This is a genomic window from Microcoleus sp. N9_A1 (assembly GCF_036701795.1).
In the GTDB taxonomy this organism is placed as follows: Bacteria; Cyanobacteriota; Cyanobacteriia; order Cyanobacteriales; family Microcoleaceae; genus Microcoleus.
On record NZ_JAUBRI010000090.1, the window covers coordinates 1 to 19,830 of the forward strand.

Annotated in this window: 15 protein-coding genes, 1 tRNA gene and 2 pseudogenes; 7 read left to right on the plus strand and 11 right to left on the minus strand. The window is 46.1% G+C overall.

Going from position 1 to position 19,830, the window contains the following annotated elements; all coding sequences use genetic code 11:
• The 3 genes and pseudogenes from QUA58_RS27570 to QUA58_RS27580 form a co-directional block, all read right to left on the minus strand.
• Nucleotides 1-310: pseudogene (locus QUA58_RS27570) on the minus strand (hypothetical protein); the annotation flags it as partial.
• A gap of 809 nt (nucleotides 311-1,119) precedes the next feature.
• The gene (locus QUA58_RS27575) at nucleotides 1,120-2,838 is read right to left on the minus strand and encodes an ATP-binding protein (protein ID WP_333397249.1); all 1,719 of its coding nucleotides are present in this window, start codon (nucleotides 2,836-2,838) and stop codon (nucleotides 1,120-1,122) included.
• A gap of 91 nt (nucleotides 2,839-2,929) precedes the next feature.
• On the minus strand, nucleotides 2,930-3,244 hold the full coding sequence (locus QUA58_RS27580) for a hypothetical protein (RefSeq protein ID WP_333256538.1): 315 nt from the start codon (nucleotides 3,242-3,244) through the stop codon (nucleotides 2,930-2,932).
• Nucleotides 3,245-3,453: 209 nt separating this feature from the next.
• Here QUA58_RS27580 and QUA58_RS27585 point away from each other — a divergent pair, with 209 nt between their 5' ends.
• Together QUA58_RS27585 and QUA58_RS27590 are read left to right on the plus strand one after the other, a co-directional pair.
• A complete protein-coding gene (locus tag QUA58_RS27585; protein WP_333248116.1) occupies nucleotides 3,454-4,500 on the plus strand; it encodes a M42 family peptidase in 1,047 nt (348 codons plus the stop codon).
• Between the two features lie 87 nt (nucleotides 4,501-4,587).
• Nucleotides 4,588-4,660, plus strand: a tRNA-Glu gene (locus QUA58_RS27590).
• A gap of 238 nt (nucleotides 4,661-4,898) precedes the next feature.
• Here QUA58_RS27590 and QUA58_RS27595 read toward each other — a convergent pair.
• Nucleotides 4,899-5,390, minus strand: a complete 492-nt coding sequence (locus QUA58_RS27595; RefSeq protein ID WP_333397251.1) for a helix-turn-helix domain-containing protein — start codon at nucleotides 5,388-5,390, stop codon at nucleotides 4,899-4,901.
• 251 nt (nucleotides 5,391-5,641) lie between these two features.
• Here QUA58_RS27595 and QUA58_RS27600 point away from each other — a divergent pair, with 251 nt between their 5' ends.
• The 4 genes from QUA58_RS27600 to QUA58_RS27615 all read left to right on the plus strand — a co-directional run bounded on the left by QUA58_RS27600 (nucleotide 5,642) and on the right by QUA58_RS27615 (nucleotide 8,894).
• Nucleotides 5,642-6,544, plus strand: coding sequence for a hypothetical protein (locus tag QUA58_RS27600; RefSeq protein ID WP_333397254.1), 903 nt, complete (start codon nucleotides 5,642-5,644; stop codon nucleotides 6,542-6,544).
• Nucleotides 6,545-6,638: 94 nt separating this feature from the next.
• Entirely contained in the window at nucleotides 6,639-8,084 is a 1,446-nt protein-coding gene (locus QUA58_RS27605; RefSeq protein ID WP_333397257.1) for a tetratricopeptide repeat protein, read from the plus strand.
• Nucleotides 8,085-8,128: 44 nt separating this feature from the next.
• The gene (locus QUA58_RS27610) at nucleotides 8,129-8,533 is read left to right on the plus strand and encodes a hypothetical protein (RefSeq protein ID WP_333392241.1); all 405 of its coding nucleotides are present in this window, start codon (nucleotides 8,129-8,131) and stop codon (nucleotides 8,531-8,533) included.
• A 64-nt stretch (nucleotides 8,534-8,597) separates the two neighbouring features.
• Nucleotides 8,598-8,894 carry a hypothetical protein gene (locus QUA58_RS27615; protein WP_333392239.1) on the plus strand — a complete coding sequence of 99 codons (297 nt, stop codon included), beginning with the start codon at nucleotides 8,598-8,600 and terminating at the stop codon, nucleotides 8,892-8,894.
• A gap of 238 nt (nucleotides 8,895-9,132) precedes the next feature.
• Here QUA58_RS27615 and QUA58_RS27620 read toward each other — a convergent pair whose 3' ends face one another.
• The 6 genes from QUA58_RS27620 to QUA58_RS27645 form a co-directional block, all read right to left on the minus strand.
• A complete protein-coding gene (locus QUA58_RS27620) occupies nucleotides 9,133-10,251 on the minus strand; it encodes a beta-glucosidase (RefSeq protein WP_333397260.1) in 1,119 nt (372 codons plus the stop codon).
• A 211-nt stretch (nucleotides 10,252-10,462) separates the two neighbouring features.
• Nucleotides 10,463-12,346, minus strand: a complete 1,884-nt coding sequence (locus QUA58_RS27625) for a glycoside hydrolase family 2 TIM barrel-domain containing protein (RefSeq protein ID WP_333397263.1) — start codon at nucleotides 12,344-12,346, stop codon at nucleotides 10,463-10,465.
• A 209-nt stretch (nucleotides 12,347-12,555) separates the two neighbouring features.
• Nucleotides 12,556-12,912 (minus strand): STAS domain-containing protein, encoded by a 357-nt coding sequence (locus QUA58_RS27630; protein ID WP_333256558.1) that lies wholly within the window; start codon nucleotides 12,910-12,912, stop codon nucleotides 12,556-12,558.
• A 104-nt stretch (nucleotides 12,913-13,016) separates the two neighbouring features.
• Complete coding sequence (gene glf, locus QUA58_RS27635; protein WP_333256560.1) at nucleotides 13,017-14,264, minus strand: UDP-galactopyranose mutase; 1,248 nt, start codon at nucleotides 14,262-14,264, stop codon at nucleotides 13,017-13,019.
• Between the two features lie 123 nt (nucleotides 14,265-14,387).
• Complete coding sequence (locus QUA58_RS27640) at nucleotides 14,388-15,689, minus strand: glycosyltransferase family 1 protein (protein ID WP_333397265.1); 1,302 nt, start codon at nucleotides 15,687-15,689, stop codon at nucleotides 14,388-14,390.
• Between the two features lie 835 nt (nucleotides 15,690-16,524).
• Nucleotides 16,525-17,562: an aldo/keto reductase gene (locus QUA58_RS27645; RefSeq protein WP_333256566.1), complete on the minus strand. Its 1,038-nt coding sequence runs from the start codon at nucleotides 17,560-17,562 to the stop codon at nucleotides 16,525-16,527.
• A gap of 425 nt (nucleotides 17,563-17,987) precedes the next feature.
• Between QUA58_RS27645 and QUA58_RS27650 the strand changes: the two genes are divergently transcribed.
• Nucleotides 17,988-18,389, plus strand: a complete 402-nt coding sequence (locus tag QUA58_RS27650; protein WP_333256569.1) for a fasciclin domain-containing protein — start codon at nucleotides 17,988-17,990, stop codon at nucleotides 18,387-18,389.
• A 363-nt stretch (nucleotides 18,390-18,752) separates the two neighbouring features.
• On the opposite strand, the pseudogene QUA58_RS27655 reads toward QUA58_RS27650, so the two are convergent.
• Nucleotides 18,753-19,723, minus strand: a pseudogene (locus QUA58_RS27655) (IS4 family transposase); the annotation flags it as partial.
• Nucleotides 19,724-19,830 lie beyond the last annotated feature (107 nt).

Below are 19,830 nucleotides of genomic sequence, written 5' to 3' on the forward strand. Positions count from 1 at the left end.
ACGACCATAACTCATCCATCTGAACATTCAGGCGCTTTTTTGGCTTGGTACTCCGCGACACTTGCTTCTTAACAACAACAGCTCGGGCATTTACGTACCGCTGCACTGTATCTTCTGACACTTGTAATACCCGAGCAATTCCGGCTTGAGAAATACGTTCAAGTAGCATCCGCTGCATTAACTCCTGTTGTTCTTTCGTAATAGCTTTCCACGCGGGATTTAGAACAAATTGACGACCACATTCTCGACATTTGTAGTGAAAGTTTACCATGCCGAGTCTGACAGTTACGACTAACTTCTTTTGAGCCACAATTGGGGCAAGACTTAATTTCTACTGTCATATCACCAATGGCAAAAACTTCTCGCTAATAGTAGCTTAAGTTTACTCCATCCTTTCCTTCATGGCACTACCAACTATTTGGATATATTGTGTTTAAAGGCTGTCTTTTTGGAGATTTTTTTAGTTATTAAAATATATTTTTTCCAAAGGTAAACGTACTTTTTTTGCTTTAATATCCTCCTAACTGGCGCTTAACTTAATTTTATTGGAGCACTATGTTATAAAGATGTTGCTAATTTTTGTGCTATCCATCTTCCAAATTCGTATCTTAAATTTTGAGGTTTTCGATCTAGAGTTTATCATAAGATTTTTATCTATAGCAATCCTTGCAGGAGTCATAAATTTTTTACCCCACCCCAACCCTCCCCGCGGGTTCGGGGAGGGAGTAAGAAATTTACAAATGATTTAGGATTGCTATATTTATCTGTGGCTTTTCTATGACTTCTATTCATTATCACATCTGGATAGAGTTTCTAGATTGTCTGGATATCCCTGAATACACAAATGAGACACTTTATTTACGGAGACACCCAAAAAATCAGCAATTTTAGCTTGATTTTTTCGGCGTTGCTGATTTACGGTATGAAAGGCTAAATATGCCAGTCATATAAACCAGTATCGACAAAGCTTGGGGATTTTCAACTGATTTTTTTCATACCCTGATTAAGCAACGCCATGTGTGTTATTTTTGACGCTCGGAGGACAACTTCATCATACCCTAGTTCAGCAACTCCGCCGATTATTCTCAAACACAACATTTGTTCTTGAACACCTGGGTTTTAGCACCTGCTTGTACGTCCGGTGAGGCTCGCCACCACCGCCACTAACTCAGCAGCATCTACGGGTTTGGTCAAATGCATCTGAAAACCTGCTAATAGTGCCTGCTGACGATCGTCATTCCGGGCATAAGCCGTCAGCGCGATCGCGGGTAGCCTACCGCCCCGCTGCGCTTCAAGTTGACGCAACTTGCGGATCAGGGAGTAGCCATCCTCATCCGGCATCCCAATATCGCTCACTAAAACATCGGGGCTGCGATCGCTTGCAGTTTCGATAATGGTCAAGGCCTTCTTGACCGAAGCAACAGCGATGACATCGGCACCATACTTTTGCAGAATCGTGCTCAGCAACTCTAGCGCATCAGCCTCGTCCTCTACCACTAAGATTTGTAAGCCTTCAAGGGTCGGCGAGGACTCAATTCTCCCATTCGCCTCGACGAGCGAGTTTAATGGCTCTGGATCGCTGGGTGGTAGATGGATAATCATCACGGGCAGTTTGACTGTAAAGGTCGTCCCCTGTCCTATCCCTGGACTCACTACCGTTACAGTCCCGCCATGTAATTCAACTAATTGACGCACAATGGCTAACCCTAAACCCAACCCCCCATAACTGCGAGTAGTCGTGCTGTCGTGTTGGCTGAAGCGATCGAAGACAAACGGTAGAAAATCCGAGCTGATGCCTGCTCCAGTGTCGCTGACAGTAATTTCAATATGGGAATTAACCCGCTGCAAACGAATCTGGACTCGCCCGTCTTTAGGCGTAAATTTTAGGGCGTTAGAAAGTAGATTCCACACAACTTGCTGCAACCTATCGGCATCACCCAACAGCGGGCCAACTTCAGAATCGAGCACGCTTTGCAGGCGAATTGACTTTGCCTCAGCCGCCAAGTGTACAGACTCAATCGCCGATTCAATCACCGGCACGAGGTTGACAGGACGGACTCGGAGGCGCAGTTTACCCGTGATGATGCGAGAAACATCGAGGATGTCTTCGATGAGCTGGGCTTGAGACTTCGCGTTTCGCTCGATCGTCTCCAAAGCCCGCAGGATCTTATCCTCACTCAGGGTTCGCTGCCGTAACATCGCTGACCATCCTAAGATCGCGTTGAGAGGAGTTCTGAGTTCATGAGAAAGAATCGAGAGAAACTCATCCTTGGCACGGTTGGCTGCCTCAGCGTCTGCCCGAATTATTTGTTCACGCATCAATAATTCGTCTTTGGTGCGATTAGACGCTTCCAGTTGGGCAGTGCGTTCTTGCACCCGTTGCTCTAGCTCCACATTAATCGCCTGGATACGGCGGCGACTCTCTTCTAGTTCCTGGTTTGTAAGGGCGAGTTGGGCTGGACTTGGCGCATCAAGCGCCACTGGAATTAAGGGAATCAGTAAAAAGGTGAACGTATAGAAAGACCAAACACCAGTGACAGCTTTGATCAGTCCTGACACCCAGTATATAGGGTGCCAAAGTGTCACTACTTCCATCAGGTGCGTCGTGCCACATAAGGCAAAGATAAAAAAGAAACCCACCAGCAGCGTCACCGTGTGGGCAGGCAGATCCTTACGTTCATTTGTAAAGTAAACAATGGCAACCGCCACCGAGTAATAAGCGAGGGTAGTCAAGGCATCGGACGTTATGTGCAGCCAGACTAACCCCGGTTTCCAGAGGTAACAATGCCCGTGAGGAATGAAATTATTAGAAAAGAAGGTGCTCAAGAGGTCAGGCATATTAGTTTACGGCACTGTCAAGTTAATTTAGGGGGTGTCATCAATTCAACCAGATGACCGCAGCAGCCAGAAGAATCGCACGCCGGAAAGTTCACCGCCCTAGGGTGACAGCGCGTCGCGATTGCCTGATACTGCTTGAACTTGGGGGGGGAAAGTTCTCCATCAAATGACGGGCTTTGTACAATTGAGCATAGTAAGTTTCCAGGGTATTGCAATTGCGGCGAGGTGAAATCACGGTGGTCTTCCCCTCGGCATTGAGGCGGTCAATCACACGCTGATCTGGATCATAGCCCTTGTTAGCCAGCAGTGTATCCGCCACCAGTAATGGCTGCAGTTGCTCGCCTCCTACTCGCGTCACCAGTTTGTCGGGGGGTGAGGTGAAACCCCAACGGATTGCCCAACGCATCCACGCGCTCGCATGAATCTTGTTACTCAATGGCCCTTTGCTGCCTCCAATTGCTTCATTCCTACGCTCCTCAAAAAGCTCAGCAGGAAGATGTTTCTTTCAAGTGGGAAAATGCCTGAATTAAAACTAAGTGTACCGCCGGGGAAATAGTAGGTAAATGTGCTTTAATATATGTCGTCAAAATTCGCTCCTAAAAACGAAAATAAAAAATGTTAGAGTTCGATCGCCTATTCCAAACAATCGAAGAATTAGTAATGCTGCACTCACCCAGCGGTGCGGAATCGGAAATTAACCAGCGGTTGATGGAAAAATTCGCCGCCCTGGGAGTGAATGCTTGGGTCGATCGCGCGGACAATGCGATCGCCCTAATTAAGGGTCGCAATCCCGAAAAGTCGATCGCCATTACCGCCCACAAAGACGAAATTGGCGCCCTAGTTAAAACAATAGGCGAGAGTGGCCGCGTGGAAGTCCGCAGATTGGGGGGCTCGTTTCCTTGGGTTTACGGCGAAGGCGTGGTGGATTTGCTCGGAGACAAGCAAACAATTAGCGGCATTCTCAGCTTCGGTTCCCGCCATGTTTCTCACGAATCTCCTCAGAAAGCTCAGCAGGAAGATGTTTCTTTAAAGTGGGAAAATGCCTGGATCGAAACTAAGTGTACCGCCGAGGAATTAGCCGAGGCCGGAATTCGACCGGGCACGCGGATGGTGGTGGGAAAACACCGCAAGCGCCCGCTGCGTTTGAAGGATTGGATCGCGAGCTACACTCTGGACAACAAGGCTTCAGTGGCGATTTTGCTGGCTCTGGCGGAATGTTTGAAAGAGCCTGCGGTGAATGTTTATTTGGTAGCGTCGGCGAAGGAGGAGGTTGGGGCGATCGGAGCTTTGTATTTCACGCAGCGCCAGCCGTTGGACGCGCTGATCGCTTTGGAAATTTGCCCTCTGGCGCCGGAATACCCGATTCGTGACAGCGAAAACCCGGTTTTGCTGGTTCAGGACGGCTACGGAGTCTACGATGAAGGATTGAACGCCCAATTGCGCGCAGCCGCAGCAGCCGCCGATGTAGAGGTGCAGTTGGCGGTAATTAGCGGTTTTGGGAGCGATGCTTCGATCGCCATGAAGTTCGGCCACGTAGCCCGCGCCGCTTGTTTGGCTTTCCCCACCCAGAACACCCACGGCTTTGAAATTGCTCATCTCGGGGCGATCGGCAATTGCGCCGCCATCCTCAAAGCCTACTGTGACGTGCTTTGGGACGAGTAGAAAAAAAAGTTTCGCAAAGTAGTTGACAGATTGGGAAAGATTAGTTAAGGTAATAAAGGTGCGGAACACAAGCAAACGCAACGACGCGCCCCCATCGTCTAGAGGCCTAGGACACATCCCTTTCACGGATGCGACGGGGATTCGAATTCCCCTGGGGGTATTGAAAATTTAAGTCTGATATCAAATTGATATCTAGTATGTGGGGTGGGCATTTTGCCCGCCCTTATTGCTATTCGGTTTAACATTAAGCTGATTTGATCGCACATCTTGCACCATTCTCAAGAACAGGCAAGATGCCTGTTCCACAAAGAGTGAATTTTCTTGTGGAACAGGCATCTTGCCTGTTCATAAACAAGTAATTGAGAATGGTGCAACATCTCAGTGCGATCGCCTTTTCGTTAGTTTGCACCATTGCCATTGATATCAAACTTTTCTATAATGGGAATTTCTGAAGGTGAGGAAGCTACGATTCGCAGGTTTATATCAACTATGATTTGATTTTTCTCAAGAACTACATTTGCTTTTTTTATTATAATTTTTGCGGATAAACAATCACCTGATTCAGGTTCAGAAGACGGCTGAGTTTTATATCCTGCGTCCTCCAGCCATTCACAAATCTTCCTCCAGTTTTCTACCTTTTCATCCGCTTTACCTACAAGATTTTTTACATATTGGTATAAAGTATTACAGAAATCTACGGCAATCCCCTTGGGGTTTTTACTGAGTCTTTCGGCAATTTCGGCGGGACTGTAGCCACAGAGTAGACCCCGTAGATGTTGTTTCTCTGTGGGCGTGAGCCGCTTTCCCTTGGCGGAGGCTAGGTCTGTGTAAAGAGTTTCTAAGTCCCAGTCGCGGGCAGCTTCGGGGAAGCGATCGTTAGAGGATGCCATTGCAGGGGATAGGTTTCTGGATTTTTTATAATCAAAGTCTAACACGATTCCTAATGCTTATTAGTTTCTTTGTTAAAGGTGGTTAGGTTAAGATCAGGGAAAGCAGGATCGTGATTAATTTTACACAGGAAATTCTGGCAAGGCTCACTTCTTGCCGCGTAGAGTTTTCTCCAGCACAGAGTTATTAAGCCAAAGTATCTAAAAAATCCTCTGTTTTTAAGATGTCGAGAAATCAGACTTAGGAGTATTTTATGCCTTCATTGTATCCAGGTCAGAAAGCTAATGAACTTGCCCAGGAAGCTCAAAAGCGATTCGAGCGTGCGGTTGAAGATTTGAAAAGAGAAGAAGCAGCCACAAACAGATTAGCCGAAGAGTACGGTCAACTGCAACTGAATGTCATAAGAAGCACAATTAAGCGCTTTGTTACCTTCCTTGAAAATACTGGTCGGAAGGCTTCAGAAAGTGAAAAGCGGCTTTTAGAAGGGATGGATTTTTCAGTTCAGCAGATGAAGGAGTACAAAGCTGCGGCGGTAGGAGCAGAACAATATTTTATGGCTGGCGTTAAATCTGCTGGAGCAGCCGCAGCAGGTTACGGCGGTGCTATTGGTGCTGTTACTACACTAGGAGCTGCAAGCACCGGAACCGCTATCTCAACTCTCAGTGGAGCGGCTGCTTGGAATGCAACTTTAGCATGGTTTGGCGGTGGAGCGATCGCCGCTGGTGGGGGCGGTATGGCTCTGGGTGCTGCTGTGCTAGGCGGTATCACCCTTTTACCAGCTTTGGCGATTGGTGGCTTTTTTGCTGCTAGTGAAGGCGAGAAAGCGATGACAAAGGCGCGAGAGCATGAAGCTCAAGTCAATAAGGCGATCGCAGACATGAAACTTGCTAAGGACTTTGCCAAACAGGTAAGACAGCGGATAATTGAGTTGAGAGGAGTGTTTGAATCCATGAACACTCGTGCTGTTGAAGGTTTGAGTCAACTAGAATCTCAGCCTTTTGATGCTAAGAGGGATGCTGAGAAGTTCCAACAGGTAGGCCTTCTGATGAAGGGACTTGTAGAAATGTTGAAAACTCCTGTCTTAAATAATGACGGTAAGCTTAACCTCGGTACTGTGAAGGTTTTGGAGAAATATCGGATTTTACCAGGGAAATAGAAATCACGATCCAAGTAGTCTCAAGACTTACGCAGAAAATCTATTTGTAGGGTGGGCATTTCCCACCTTACTACTTAAAAATAAGGAGGTTGCAATGAATCCTTGGGAAATTTTAGGAAATGTTGGTGATTTACATACGGTATGTACTGAGAATGACTTCACAAAAGAAAACCAAGCGGGTGCAGTTGTAGGAGGAGGTGCAGCACTTGCGGCTGGTGTAACTTTGGGTGCGGCTGCTCTAGGGCCTCTGGCTATTCCTTTAATCATATTGGGCGGTGCAATGGCTGGTGCCACAGCAGAATCTACAGTTAAGAATGTAGGCAAAGGCGTAGCAATGGCTGGTGTCACAGCAGAATCTACCGTTAAGAATGTAGGCAAAGGCGTATCTAAGGGAATTACAGGATTTTTTGATTTCTTCAAGAGCGATGAAGACTTTTTTAACCGAGGAATAGAAAAGCTTGAGAGTGGACAGTACGGGGCCGCTATTGAAGATTTTACGAAAGCGATCGAACTCAATTCTCAAAATGTTTATGCCTACTTTGTGCGCGGCTGTATTCTCGATGAACAGCACAATTATGCAGGAGCAATTTCAGATTACACTAAAACTATCCAGCTCGATCCTAGCTATGTAGATGCTTACCGCAATCGAGGTAACATTTACGTCGCTAAAAATGATTATAGCAAGGCAATTGCCGACTATACCCAAGTCATCAAACTCGCTCCCGGCAATGCGGATATCCACTTAATACGAGGAAGTGCCTACAGCGAACTAAAAAATTACAAAGAAGCTATTGCTGACTTCACTCAAGTTATCACTATCGATCCTAGTAATGTGAATGCCTACTACTGTCGTGGTTTAGCATATACTGAACTAGAGGATTATGAGAGTGCCATTGCTGATTATACTCAAGTTATCAAACTTGACCCTAACTGTGTCGATGCCTACTTCACGCGGGGCTGTTTACTTGTTGAGCTAGAACATTACAAAAAAGCCATTGCTGACTTCACTCAAGTTATCAAAACTAAACCTAATGATGTTAACCTGTATTTTCAGCGGGGTTATGCTCGCGCCCAAGTAAAGAATTATAAAGGAGCTATTGCCGATTTCACTCAGGTTATAAAGCTTAGCCCTAATGAAGCAGTTAATTATTTGTATCGCGGTCATGCACACGTAGCAAACAAGGATTATGATAGTGCAATGGCTGACTACAATCAAGTCATCAAGATAGAACCAAACTGTACAGATGCTTATTTTCATCGGGGATGCGTCCGCCATGAAAAGGGAGACAAGCGGGGAGCTCTTGCCGACTACAATCAGGTCATCAAAATAGAGCCAGACAATGCTTATGCCTACGTTAAAAGGGGTTCTATACGCAGAGAAAAGGCAAAAAGAGAGGAAGCCGTAGCAGATTTTCAGAAAGCTATCAGCCTCTTTCGCAAAGAATCCATGATGGATGAAGTCCGAAATCTTCAAAAAGAAGTCCGCAATCTTCAGAAGGAAATTAAGAATACTCCTTGGTGGCAGACGCGGGTGTTTTAGGATTCTGTTCTGTTGAAATATCGAATTTTACCAGGCCAATAGAAATGAGAGCTAAAAAAGTTCCTGTAGAAATCTTTAATCCCGGCTCGGCTGCTGAGTGCTTCCGCGATGTTGTTGAAGCTTACACCGAATACAAAATAGTTGCAGAGCAAGAACAGACTAAACGGCGTGGTATAGAAGCTTGGGAAAAAGCAACAATTGCCGACATTCAAGCAAAACGCGATGCTTTGATCGAGTATCTTGAATGTTCGTTTGATGAACGTGCTAATAATTTCAAATTTCTGTTTGAAAAGGTCGATGAGGCAATAGCAATCGGTGATAATAACCAGTTAGCTTTAACCATGACTTCAATTACCGAAATAGCTAAGTCTAGTCCTTTCAAAGACCTTGCTAATTTGACATCTGTCAGAACAGCCCTTGACGATCCAGATTATGAATGGGAGTTTTAGAAGGCCCTATAATTCTAAAAAATTCAATTGATTTCATTTGCTAAAGAACAGGAGATTTTAGAATATGACAATTACATCTATACTCAAACAACTGGAAGGCTTGAGTCGTGAAGATATGATAGCTAAACTAAAGGCTACCCGCCATGAACTTCATAGTGAACAAATGAAAAAGACCGTACCAAATAATGACATTCACACGCAAACTTTAACAATAAACAGAATTTTAGGTGCTATTGAAATGGGTGTTCGCGGTTCTTTGACTAAATCAGAACTTCAAGAACTTCGTCCAGTTCTTCAATACTTTGTGGAAAATGGAGAATTTTCTCAATCTAAGTTTAGTTCACTTTACCAAAGAGGATAAAATTAAAGATTGTGCATCGCCCTACAGATAGTGTCTGTGCGTAAGTCCTAACTCAGAAGCGATCGCCCCTCATTCCTCCCAGGAAATAGAAGATCGATCGCCCCTTTATATCCAACATCAAATCCGGCTTAAAAATCCCTCAATCTCTTAGTCCGCGAAGGCGGACTTCGTTTGTATAGAAGCGATTTCAATCGCCGATTGAAATCGCCTATTTTTAAATCGCCGATCGCCCCGATTGTCAATTCTGCGACTTCAGCAACGGTTCAATCTGCTGCCTTTGAAACTGCAATTCATCCGCCAAAGGCTGGTAAATTTCCCGATCGCCCTTTTCATCGCAATAATCCCACAAACCATTGTAACAGTGCCTGTCGTCGTCCCAACCCGGATGGTTAACAATCGGATACAAGCAGATTCCCTCTATCGGAACTCCTGCTTTCATGGCAGCCACTACCTCAGTACACACATAATTAAACCAGACAGGTCTAAAATCGTCTTCAGTGCCTGTTTCTGCTATGAACAAGGGGCGGCCGTAGCGATCGAAAACTTCTTGCAGCAGTTCGCGAAACGGGCGGTACAGCTTGTCAGTGTATTTCATCGGATCTTCATTGTGAATCCACTGATTGCGATCGTAATAATTCACCCCAATAATATCGAGATATTTTTCCTTGCCGCCAAGTTCCGGGCGAAAACGTCCCGCCAACATATCCCAAGCTTGATATTGAGACAAGCGATAACCTTCCGCCGCGTCCCGATCCTCCGGTCGGTCAGGATCGGCAATAATGTTAATTACGGGGTCGATTTGAACGATGCGGGTATTGGGATTGACTTCCCAAACTGATTCTATCGCTGCGATCGCAGCTTTGATTAGCTGAATTTTCAGTTCGTCTCCCCGCCCTTTTGCAAACGGATTGATATAAGCGACATCGCCACCTGCCCAAGCAATAAATGAAATTTCATTTACAGGTGTTACAAAAGGTGTTTGGTCTGTTTCCTTAGTTAGCACTTCCATAAAAGCGCGCACCATGTTTGCAAACCTGGACACAAATTCGGGACTGAAAATATCAATATCGTCTGGCCAGCCGTAGTGAAACAAATCCCAAATTACCTGCATTTTCATGTCGCGGGCGGCCCGGATGATTGGCAGGGAACTGGAAAAATCATATTTTCCGGGCGACTGTTCAATTAAGTGCCAGCGGAGGCCTTCGCGGACTGTGTAAATGCCTTGCTGCTGCAAGCGTTGGTAGTCGGCTGCTGCAAATTTATCGTGACCGGTGGCGGCTGTGACATCGAGGCGTTTTCCCGATCGCAATTTGTGGGTGGAACATTCAAAACCGCCCATGAAAAAACTTTGAAACATGATTAAACAGTTGACAGTTGACAGTTGACAGTTGACAGCGAGGTTTTAAGGTTCGTAGTAGGGACTTTAGTCCTTAAATATTCCTAAAAAAGGACTTGCATTCCTCACTACAAACGGTATTTTGGTTTGTAGTGAGGACTTCAATCCTTTCGGATATTTAAGAAAGGACTTGCATTCCTCACTACAAACGAAATTTTGGTTTGTAGTGTATTTAGCATTGAGTAATAGCTTGGGGCTGTGAACTTTCTTCGGGAATATCCCAGCCGAGAGTTGCCGCCGCCATCACCTCTAGGGGAAATTTGGGAGTGCGATCGGCATACAGCAAACCGTTAGCTTCTTGGAAAGTATCGGTTAACTGTGTATAGCAAAATCCGCTGAACATTTCCACTCGGTTTACCACCTTCAGCAGCGCGGTGTAGCGCCTTTGCAGTTCCTGCGTGTCCGACGCGCGCACGTAGCCCCAAACTCTGTGAAAATCCGGGTTTTCGCGGCCGGCGCAGGCGATGCCACCGAATTCTGTCAGCATCATCGGCTGTCCTTGGTGCGGGTGTCCGTCGAGGGTGAGGATGCGCCCTCCCGGACGCCCGCGATCGAACAAATCGGCTAGCTGCACTTCGGGCCCGTAGCGCTTGGCTAGGGTTTGCGGGTTGTTGTCGTAGTCGTGAATCGCCAGGATGTCGGTATCGATGCTTTCCCAGCCGTCGTTACCGATGACGGGGCGAGTCGGATCGAGGGTTTTTGTCAAGAAATACAGCGCTTGCACGTAGTTGCGGTGGGCTGCGGCTTCGACTAAATTCGGAACTCCCCAGGATTCGTTGAACGGCACCCAGACTACGATACAGGGGTGGCTGGCGTCGCGGTCGATGACTTCCGTCCACTCCCGCGTCAGCCGTTCAACGGCTTTGGGAGTGAAGCGGTAGGCGCTGGGCATTTCTTCCCAAACTAGGAGCCCCAGCACGTCGGCCCAGTACAAAAAGCGCGGATCTTCGATTTTTTGGTGCTTGCGGACGCCGTTGAAACCCATTGCTTTGACTAATTCGACATCGTGGCGCAAAGCTTCGTCGGAGGGGGCAGTCATCATGGTGTCGGGCCAGTAACCTTGGTCGAGCACCAGTCGCAAATAGTAGGGGCGGCCGTTGAGCATGAAGCGATCGCGCTGGATGCTGACCGTCCGCATGGCGGTATAAGATTTAACCTCGTCGAGTAGTTTGCCGCCGGCCCACAACTGCACTTGAGCATTAATTAGCGTCGGTTTTTCGGGACTCCACAGCAATTCGTTGCGGTAGTCGTCGATACCCGGGTCTGAGAGGGCGATGCGGCGGTGGATTTCGCCGTTGATGACTTCGTAGGTGTCGTTGACAAGCATTAAGCAGCCGATCGACAGTTTAACTTTAATCTGAATTCCCGACTGGCGATCGCCCGCGACAAACGCTTCAAAACCGATTTCCCAGCGTTCAAACTGGGGAGTCCAGCGGATGCGCTCGATATAAGTGTGAGGCACCAATTCTACCCAGACTGTCTGCCAAATACCGGTCGTGCGCGGATACCAAATACTGTGGGGCTCTATTTGCCAGTCTTGCTTGCCGCGCGGTTTCTCCAAATCTTGCGGGTCGTCCTGGGCCCAGACTGTCACCCGCTGCGGCCCGCTGAGGTTCAAAACTGCTGTAATGTCTGCGGTAAAAGGAGTGTGTCCGCCTTGGTGTTCGATCACAAACTGACCGTTCACCCAGACGCGGGCGCGGTAGTCTACGGCCCCGAAGTGCAGCAGCACTCTGCTTTCTGTGTGGGGTAAGTCAAATTCGCGTTCGTACCAGCAGTTGGCGTGAAAATTCGTGTCACCGATCCCGCTTTTTGCCGATTCGGGAGCAAACGGCACTTCTATAGTGTGAGTCCACTCAGAAATATCGATCGGCTGCACGCAGTGCCCCGCGTCATCGTAAGCAAACCGCCACTGACCATTGAGGCAAATCCAGTTGCTCCGGCGCAGTTGTGGGCGCGGATAACCTGTTTTCCGTCCTTGAACTGTCACCTTACTATCAAGAGTTGCAGACTCTTCTATTTCGCAATTTTCAATTTCTCTACCTAACCAACTCATCGGCACATCTACCCAAAGTTATATTTATAGGTTAGCGACAATTACCCCGACTTTGACAAGTTTTTTGCTGATTAATTTGTAAAAGTTTAGCAAAGTAAAACAGCCTCATCTAAAGGCTGTCTTATGCTGAACTCATTAATCATAAGAAAGAAGAAAAAACCAGGAAGATTTTTCCTATCCCCCCCTCTCCCCCCTCTCCCCCTCTCCTTCTAGCTAGCAAGACTTTGCAAACCTCCTAAAGGTTCAGTTAGCTCAGTTTTGAGAGAAAATTCTTCTGCAAACGGCAAACAATGAAATATTTGCTGTAGTCCCGTGAGTTCAAAGAGAATTCTAACTTGTTCGCTCATGGCAGAGATCAAAAGTATACATTCGCTGTCTCTAACTAATTTCACGATCGCCACTACAGCCATTAACTCGGAATTTTTCAGGAAATTTATTTTAGAGAAATCCAGCATCAGAATTTTGCCACCGCTTTCAATGAGGCGCTGTATTTCTTTCTGAAACTGAGCAAATTGAGAAATTTCTAAAACCTCATGAGACAAAACAATTTTCACTAGAACGTTCATTTTTACCTCAATGCTTGTTTGAATTATTAAATAACTTATGATGAAAACCGAGTAAGGTGCTCTGTGGGCACCTTACCTTTTTACCCGTAACTAGCAGCTTCCAGCTACTTGGTAGCAGATTTGCCGTTGCCGTTGCCGTGGCTGTTGCCGTTGTTGATAGCAGCGACTTCTAGAGAAGCTGCGCCTGGGCGATGGGCAACTCCATTGGAGGAGCTGACATTAGAGGCAGAAGCGTTAACATTTTCTACCAATTCAATCACCGGCTTGGTAGTAATTTGAGTGTAAGTTGTCAGAGCTTGAGCGACCACTTGATCCATGTTGTAATACCTGTAAGTCGCCAGCCTTCCCACGAAAGAAACTCCCGGAGTTGCATCAGCCAAAGCCTTATATTTCTTGTAAATTTCGGCATTTTCTGGACGCGGGACTGGGTAGTAAGGGTCTCCCTCAGCTTGGGGATATTCGTAGACAATGCTCGTTTTTAGATGCTCTTGTCCGGTGAGGTATTTAAACTCCGTGCAGCGAGTATATAAATGCTCGTTGGGGTAATTTACCACCGGTGCTGTTTGGTGTACGGGTACGTTCAGCGTTTCGTGCTTGAATTCCAAGGAACGGTAAGGAAGTTTGCCGTAGCAATAATTGAAATAGGAATCGACAGGCCCGGTATAAATCATTTCCCCGTAAGGGATAAAGCCCTCAATCTCCCGGTAGTCGGTATTCAGCATCACCTTGATGTTTGGGTGAGAAAGCATCTTTTCAAACATCCGAGTGTAGCCGTGCAGCGGCATTGCTTGATAGGTATCGGTAAAATAGCGATCGTCCCGGTTAGTGCGAGTGGGTACCCGCGCAATCACTGAGTTGTCGAGTTCCGACGGATCCATTCCCCACTGTTTGCGGGTGTAGTTGCGGAAGAATTTCTCGTAAAGTTCGCGGCCGACTTTGCTGACAACGACATCTTCGGAAGTGCGAATGTAATCCTTGGGTTCTGCTACTTTCGCGAAGAAATCTTCTACTTCAAATGAGGTGAGATTCAGTCCGTAAAGTTGGTTGACGGTGTTGAGATTGATGGGAATTGGCAGCAGTTGACCGTCAACGCTGGCGAGCACGCGGTGTTCGTAGGGCCGCCACTCGGTGAAGCGCGAAAGATACTCAAAAACGGGGCGCGAATTGGTGTGAAAAATGTGGGGGCCGTATTTGTGTACGAGGATGCCGTGGTTGTCGTAGTGATCGTATGCGTTGCCGCCGATGTGGTTGCGGGTATCAATTATCAGGACTGTTTTTCCGGCTTCATTTGCTAGTCTTTCGGCAATGACGCTACCTGCAAATCCTGCACCGACAATTAAATAGTCAAACATTAAAACACCTCTGATTTTTAGTAAGGTAATGGGTAATTTCTAATTGAAAACAAAGCGATGAGTGTTGAGTGTTAAGTTTTGAATGCGTACATTGGTAACTCTTTAACTTAAACCTCCACCTTCCTAACTTAAAACTTTCATCCTGCCTTCTGCTTTCTGCCTTGTGCCTTCGATCGCACTTTCGATCAACCCCAGCATTTCGCCCCAGGTATTGTCCCAAGAATTGTCTGCTAAAAAGGCGTCTACTTCGCTCAGCCACTTGGTGCGAACGTCCGAACTTTCGCTGAGGATTTCTTCACCACAAGCAACGAATTCTTCAGAATTGCTAGCAATCCGAACCAAGCCGTTTTCTCCGTAGGGCCGCACCACGTCGCGGATAGGAGTAGAAATCACCGGTTTGCCGGCAGCGAGGTATTCTGGAGTTTTCGTGGGACTAATAAACTTAGTCGATTCGTTAATCGCAAAAGGCAGCGTGGCGATATCCCACCCGCCAAGATACGCTGGCAGTTCTTGATAAGATTTGCCACCGAGATAGTGGATATTTGGGTGAGTTGGCAGAGTTGCCGGATCGATTTTCACCACCGGGCCAATGATGACTAAATGCCAGTCCGGCTTTGCTTCCGCAAGGCCCGCTAGCAGTTCGATATCCATGCGTTCGTCTATGACGCCATAAAATCCCAAACGCGGGTGAGGGATGTTTTTTTGATCCGCCGGTTCTTCTGAAAGATTCCTGGCTTTAGCAAAGTGTTCTTTTTCGATGCTGCTGGGGAAGGGGTGAATGTTTGGGTGCTGGTGCTGTTTGGCTTCGTATAAATTGTGTCCCCCGGTAAATACTACGCTAGCGCGCTTTAATAATTGGTTTTCATTGGCTTTTAAATCGGGGTGCGCGCCTTGGAATGCTGACAGTTCATCCATGCAGTCATAGACTACAGCTAGCGGCTTTAAGTGGTTGGTGAAACTGACAGCCATTGGTGTGTAATACCAGAGGATATACTGGCTAATGTCTGCCGCTCTCAACAAATCATCTAGCATTGCCTGCTGAGCAGTTTGTGCTGTTGCTTCGCTGGTTCCTTCGCTCAGGTGCGGTACTATTACCCAGACTCCGCTTTCGTGGATGCTGACATCAAGCCACCAATCTCTAGCCGCGCTAAACACAGGTTCTTCTAGAAAGAATACACGACGAGTTTTGGCACAGCGACTCAAGAGATGTTGCGGACGCTGATAGACAAAATTCCACCGCAAATGAGACAGGCAAACTAAATCTGGTACATTTACAGCCTCAGTTGTTGATAAGTTGGCGCGCAATGCGGGCGACGCAGCGAATTGAGAGGGCGATTTGGCTGTATCTATAGATGTAAATCGGATCTCCCATGCTCGATCGTTATTGCTATAATTATTGTTTACTGAGTTTTCTGGGGGCGACATATTAGCCTCTGGAATTTGTCAAGGAAAATTTGTCCGTTAAAAGTTGTCAATAGGATATATTTCTCAGCAGTGTCTTACTGAAAGTTGCAAGCCTCAATCTGAGAAATTTTATTGACGAGCAAGCGCCGCATTCATTGAACCAAACAAAGAAACTGTTTAGCTGCGGAAAAAACAGGCTTATCTGCTTTTTTCAAAATTGAAACTTGGAGATAAGTTAATATGGTTTGACTTGCTATTGTTGTTAAATATAACCCGGTTTTTCTGCGATTACTTCTATCTGAAGGATGAGTTCTCTCTCAGGACACACCTAGCTTACACGCTGGCTTCCAAAGCCGTTAAAATGCCGATCGACCTTGTAAAATGACTCTTAACTGGCAGGTACGGGGTGAAAAAAGAGCGAGTTTTATTGCTTTATTTGGAGATGATAGAAAATTTGCCATTAAGCTTATGTTGCTTTTTGATTTGACAAACCTTGCTTTTTTTAACTCATCCGATCGCTAATTTGAAAAATTTGTATCCTAATATACCAAGTCGCGCCAGAGATTTCTGACTTCCGATAGATTAACAATTGACAGTTTATGCAGTGAGGTTAAACTCACCTAAGAGTACCTGTCTCAACAATACCAAAGAAACCAGGCAACCGCAACGATAAACCTAAGATTTTGCGCGAGTCTGTGGGAAGAAACCAAGATGATGACATTGGCGCTGTGGGCGTCAGTTTAACCTCGCGCCCACAGCACAAATGTCAATCATCCCTCTAAGGGCTGGTTCGCCGATATCTGCAATCAAAGGCAAAATATCCACCTAAATCCGCGACTCTAAAATTGCTGCTATTTTATAGTCGGCGGCTGTCAATCTTGGCGATTCCTCCTCCAAAGGCAAAATCTTGCACCGTGGAACTCTTTAAGAAATCGTGAGGAAAACCCAATTCAATTGCACTTACTTTGTCTAACTGCTGCATTTGTTCGGGAGTTAATTCAAACTCCAAACAAGCGAGATTTTCCTGAAGTTGCGAGAGTTTGCGCGAACCCACAATCGGAATAACTTCGACTGGCTGTTGGATCAGCCAATTTAGCGCTACTTGAGAAGCAGGTTTGCCAATTTCGGCTGCTATTTTGCTAACTTCGTCAGCAATTTTGAGGTCTCGTTCGTTAATTTTTCCCGATTCAGGTGAATTCAGCCGTTTAGCTTCACTGGCTGTTTCTGAAGTGTTGTATTTTCCTGTCAGCAAACCGGCTGCTAGAGGACTCCAAGCTGTGACGCCAATATCAAAGGCTTTGGCCATAGGGATCAAGTCCCGTTCTGGAGTTCGCTCTTTTAAAGAATACTCGATTTGCAAGCCGATAAATGGTGTCCAACCGCGCAGATTGGCGATCGTATTTGCTTGAGAAATAATCCAAGCCGGCGTATCGGAAATGCCGATATAAAGAATTTTGCCGGCGCGCACCAAATCATCAAAAGCGCGCATCACTTCTTCGACTGGTGTCGTAAAATCCCAAGCGTGCAGCCACAGCAAATCTATGTATTCAACTTGCAGCCGCTTCAAACTGGCCTCTACTGCTTGCACCATATTTTTGCGGTGGTTGCCGAAACCGTTGATTTCGCCATTCTTCATGTTGAGGCTATACTTAGTGGCAACTACCCATTTTTCGCGATCGGCTGCGATGAACTCACCGACATATTTTTCGCTAGTACCGTTGGTGTAGAGATTCGCGGTATCAATGAAATTGCCGCCCGCTTCTGCAAAGGCGTCGAACATTTTACGGCTTTCGTCGTAGGAGCTCCCCCAACCCCACTCTTCCCCAAAAGTCATGGTTCCGAGGCAGATTTCGGAAACGCGAAGTCCGCTGTGACCTAGTAGTTTGTATCTCATGTCACCCGTCCGTTAGTTAATGGTTGTTAACAGTTTAGATCGGGATTTCCCAAACTGTTGCCATCAGTCGGGGTGGCGGGCTTTTGTTGTGCATTAGCGCTGTGCTGGATGTGGAATGTTTGCCAAGTTAATCAAAATGTCGTAGCTGGCGGGGCGGAACGCCATCGCCCCTGTGTTTACTTTCAACACCCTGCAGGGGCGAGCCTTTTACTAATGTATTGAGGATTACACTGCTCAATTAAAATACAGTAAAAACGGAGAGCTTTTGTCTACCTTTAGATAGGTATTTTCTGAAATGAGTTAAATAAAAAAATTGCTATCTTAAATATCACAAAACCAGACAGAACCAGAGAAAAAATTAATGTAGCTAAATTAACTTTTTAGCGTTATAGTGATTTACAGATTACAAAAACTAGGTGACTCACTTGGCTGACATCGTTGATACCGCCGTTTCGGCAGGCTCTTTTACTACCCTAGTTGCTGCCGTCCAAGCCGCTGGTTTAGTAGATACTCTCAAAGGCGCTGGCCCTTTCACAGTTTTCGCTCCTACAGACGAAGCTTTTGCTAAGCTTCCCGCAGGTACTGTAGACTCACTGCTTAAGGACATTCCTAAGCTCAAAAAAATCTTGACTTATCATGTCGTTTCTGGCAAAGTTATGGCCGCTGATGTGGTCAAACTGAAATCTGCGAAGACAGTTGAAGGCTCAGAAGTTAAAATTGATGCTTCCAATGGCGTCAAAATCAATGATTCTACCGTTACAACAGCCGATGTTGCTGCTGATAATGGTGTCATCCACATTATTGATTCAGTCTTGCTTCCTGCGTAAGCACAGACTTAGATAGCGCAATACTATCTTGAGGGCGGTGGCTGTTGTTAGCCACCGCTCTTTTTTAATTGATAGTTGAGATTTAAATATTTTACACAGCTCGATAATTAAAACTATCGCTTTTTTCTCACTCTAGACGGAGGAAAAGTGAAAATCAGGATGATCTTCAATTACATCCCAATACTTCTCGGTTAAGGTCTAAGCATTACTGAGAATAGAAAAATGAAGCTCCTGGCGCTGAGTACCAGTACCTTTATGAAAAGGTTTTTTGGACAAAAACTTGGAGCGAGGTTTTTTAACAACGCGGGGGTTATTTCGACCCTGACGTTTTGGGATCTTTTCATCCAAAATGTCGCGAATCAGCCCTTGAAAAAAAAGGGGATAGTTAAGATTGTTCAATATTTTGAAAATTAGGAATTGCCCCATCACATTCAGAGTACCAGTAAAACCAATCCGTAACGGTGAAATTCCCGCTGTTTCTGCCGCTTGAAACATTAAACAACGGATGCACCAATGTCCGAGTAGCCAGCCATAAATTTCTTGAACAACTTCACTCTTGCTTGAGAGAACGAATGGGAGTTTTGCGACCTAAAAGATGAGTTTTAAGTTCATCAATGGTACTTTCGATTTCCCATCGTTGGTGGTATTCTGCTGCTAATAATAAAGCTGGAAAAACCGTTACATCCATCAAACTGGTAATCAGACGATAAGTTCTTGGCTCCGAATCCGAATCAATTGTGTACTCAATGATTCTGACTTGAATCTTTACTGCACCTTGCGGTGCGGGATTTACCATTTGGATTTATCCAACTTAAATAGGAGCCATCTTATAACACTTGTTCGACCTCGAATTTGACATTGGCAGGTAATCGACCTAAGTAGTGACAAGATTGTTTAAGTGTCGCATTGACCATTTTATAAGAGTGCAATCCACGCGTCCCACATCAGCAGCATTCACGCAGTTACTGACCGGAGGAGTTTTTGAACCCGAACCCGCTCCCCAATCCGATATGGAGACATCAACGCATCAATAATTAGATGAGTTCCTGTTTCTACCAGCAGCACTAATCTTACTTTTGGAAAAGCTGCTTTAGTCCCAGGGCGTGTTCCTGGATACCCAAAAACTCGCGGCTGGGGCTGGACTATCTGGGACATCTATCACTGTTCCATCTACTGCCATGACTCGTAATCCACCCAAAAAAGCCCCATCAGGAAAGTGGTGAAGCCATTGGATGAACTACTTGCTCAAATAACTGAGTGATTACTCTACATCCAACTCGCTGCCTAGCTTCACTTATTGAGGAACTACTGGGTACTTGCCAATACTCTCCTAACAATACTGCGGACAGTTTTTGAGGCAGCGGCCATTTGTGACAAGTTAAGAAAAAGTGCAAATTGTCAAGGGGGTAGACTTGCAAGAGGTAAAATAGGATGAAACCTT

Bases quoted from the DNA above. Each gene is read 5' to 3' on its own strand.
- QUA58_RS27645 (WP_333256566.1), bottom strand. From the start codon at position 17,562: ATGAGATACAAACTACTAGGTCACAGCGGACTTCGCGTTTCCGAAATC.
- QUA58_RS27625 (WP_333397263.1), bottom strand. From the start codon at position 12,346: ATGAGTTGGTTAGGTAGAGAAATTGAAAATTGCGAAATAGAAGAGTCT.
- glf (WP_333256560.1), bottom strand. From the start codon at position 14,264: ATGTTTGACTATTTAATTGTCGGTGCAGGATTTGCAGGTAGCGTCATT.
- QUA58_RS27640 (WP_333397265.1), bottom strand. From the start codon at position 15,689: ATGTCGCCCCCAGAAAACTCAGTAAACAATAATTATAGCAATAACGAT.
- QUA58_RS27620 (WP_333397260.1), bottom strand. From the start codon at position 10,251: ATGTTTCAAAGTTTTTTCATGGGCGGTTTTGAATGTTCCACCCACAAA.
- QUA58_RS27630 (WP_333256558.1), bottom strand. From the start codon at position 12,912: ATGAACGTTCTAGTGAAAATTGTTTTGTCTCATGAGGTTTTAGAAATT.
- QUA58_RS27610 (WP_333392241.1), top strand. From the start codon at position 8,129: ATGAGAGCTAAAAAAGTTCCTGTAGAAATCTTTAATCCCGGCTCGGCT.
- QUA58_RS27585 (WP_333248116.1), top strand. From the start codon at position 3,454: ATGTTAGAGTTCGATCGCCTATTCCAAACAATCGAAGAATTAGTAATG.
- QUA58_RS27580 (WP_333256538.1), bottom strand. From the start codon at position 3,244: ATGCGTTGGGCAATCCGTTGGGGTTTCACCTCACCCCCCGACAAACTG.
- QUA58_RS27605 (WP_333397257.1), top strand. From the start codon at position 6,639: ATGAATCCTTGGGAAATTTTAGGAAATGTTGGTGATTTACATACGGTA.
- QUA58_RS27595 (WP_333397251.1), bottom strand. From the start codon at position 5,390: ATGGCATCCTCTAACGATCGCTTCCCCGAAGCTGCCCGCGACTGGGAC.
- QUA58_RS27600 (WP_333397254.1), top strand. From the start codon at position 5,642: ATGCCTTCATTGTATCCAGGTCAGAAAGCTAATGAACTTGCCCAGGAA.
- QUA58_RS27615 (WP_333392239.1), top strand. From the start codon at position 8,598: ATGACAATTACATCTATACTCAAACAACTGGAAGGCTTGAGTCGTGAA.
- QUA58_RS27575 (WP_333397249.1), bottom strand. From the start codon at position 2,838: ATGCCTGACCTCTTGAGCACCTTCTTTTCTAATAATTTCATTCCTCAC.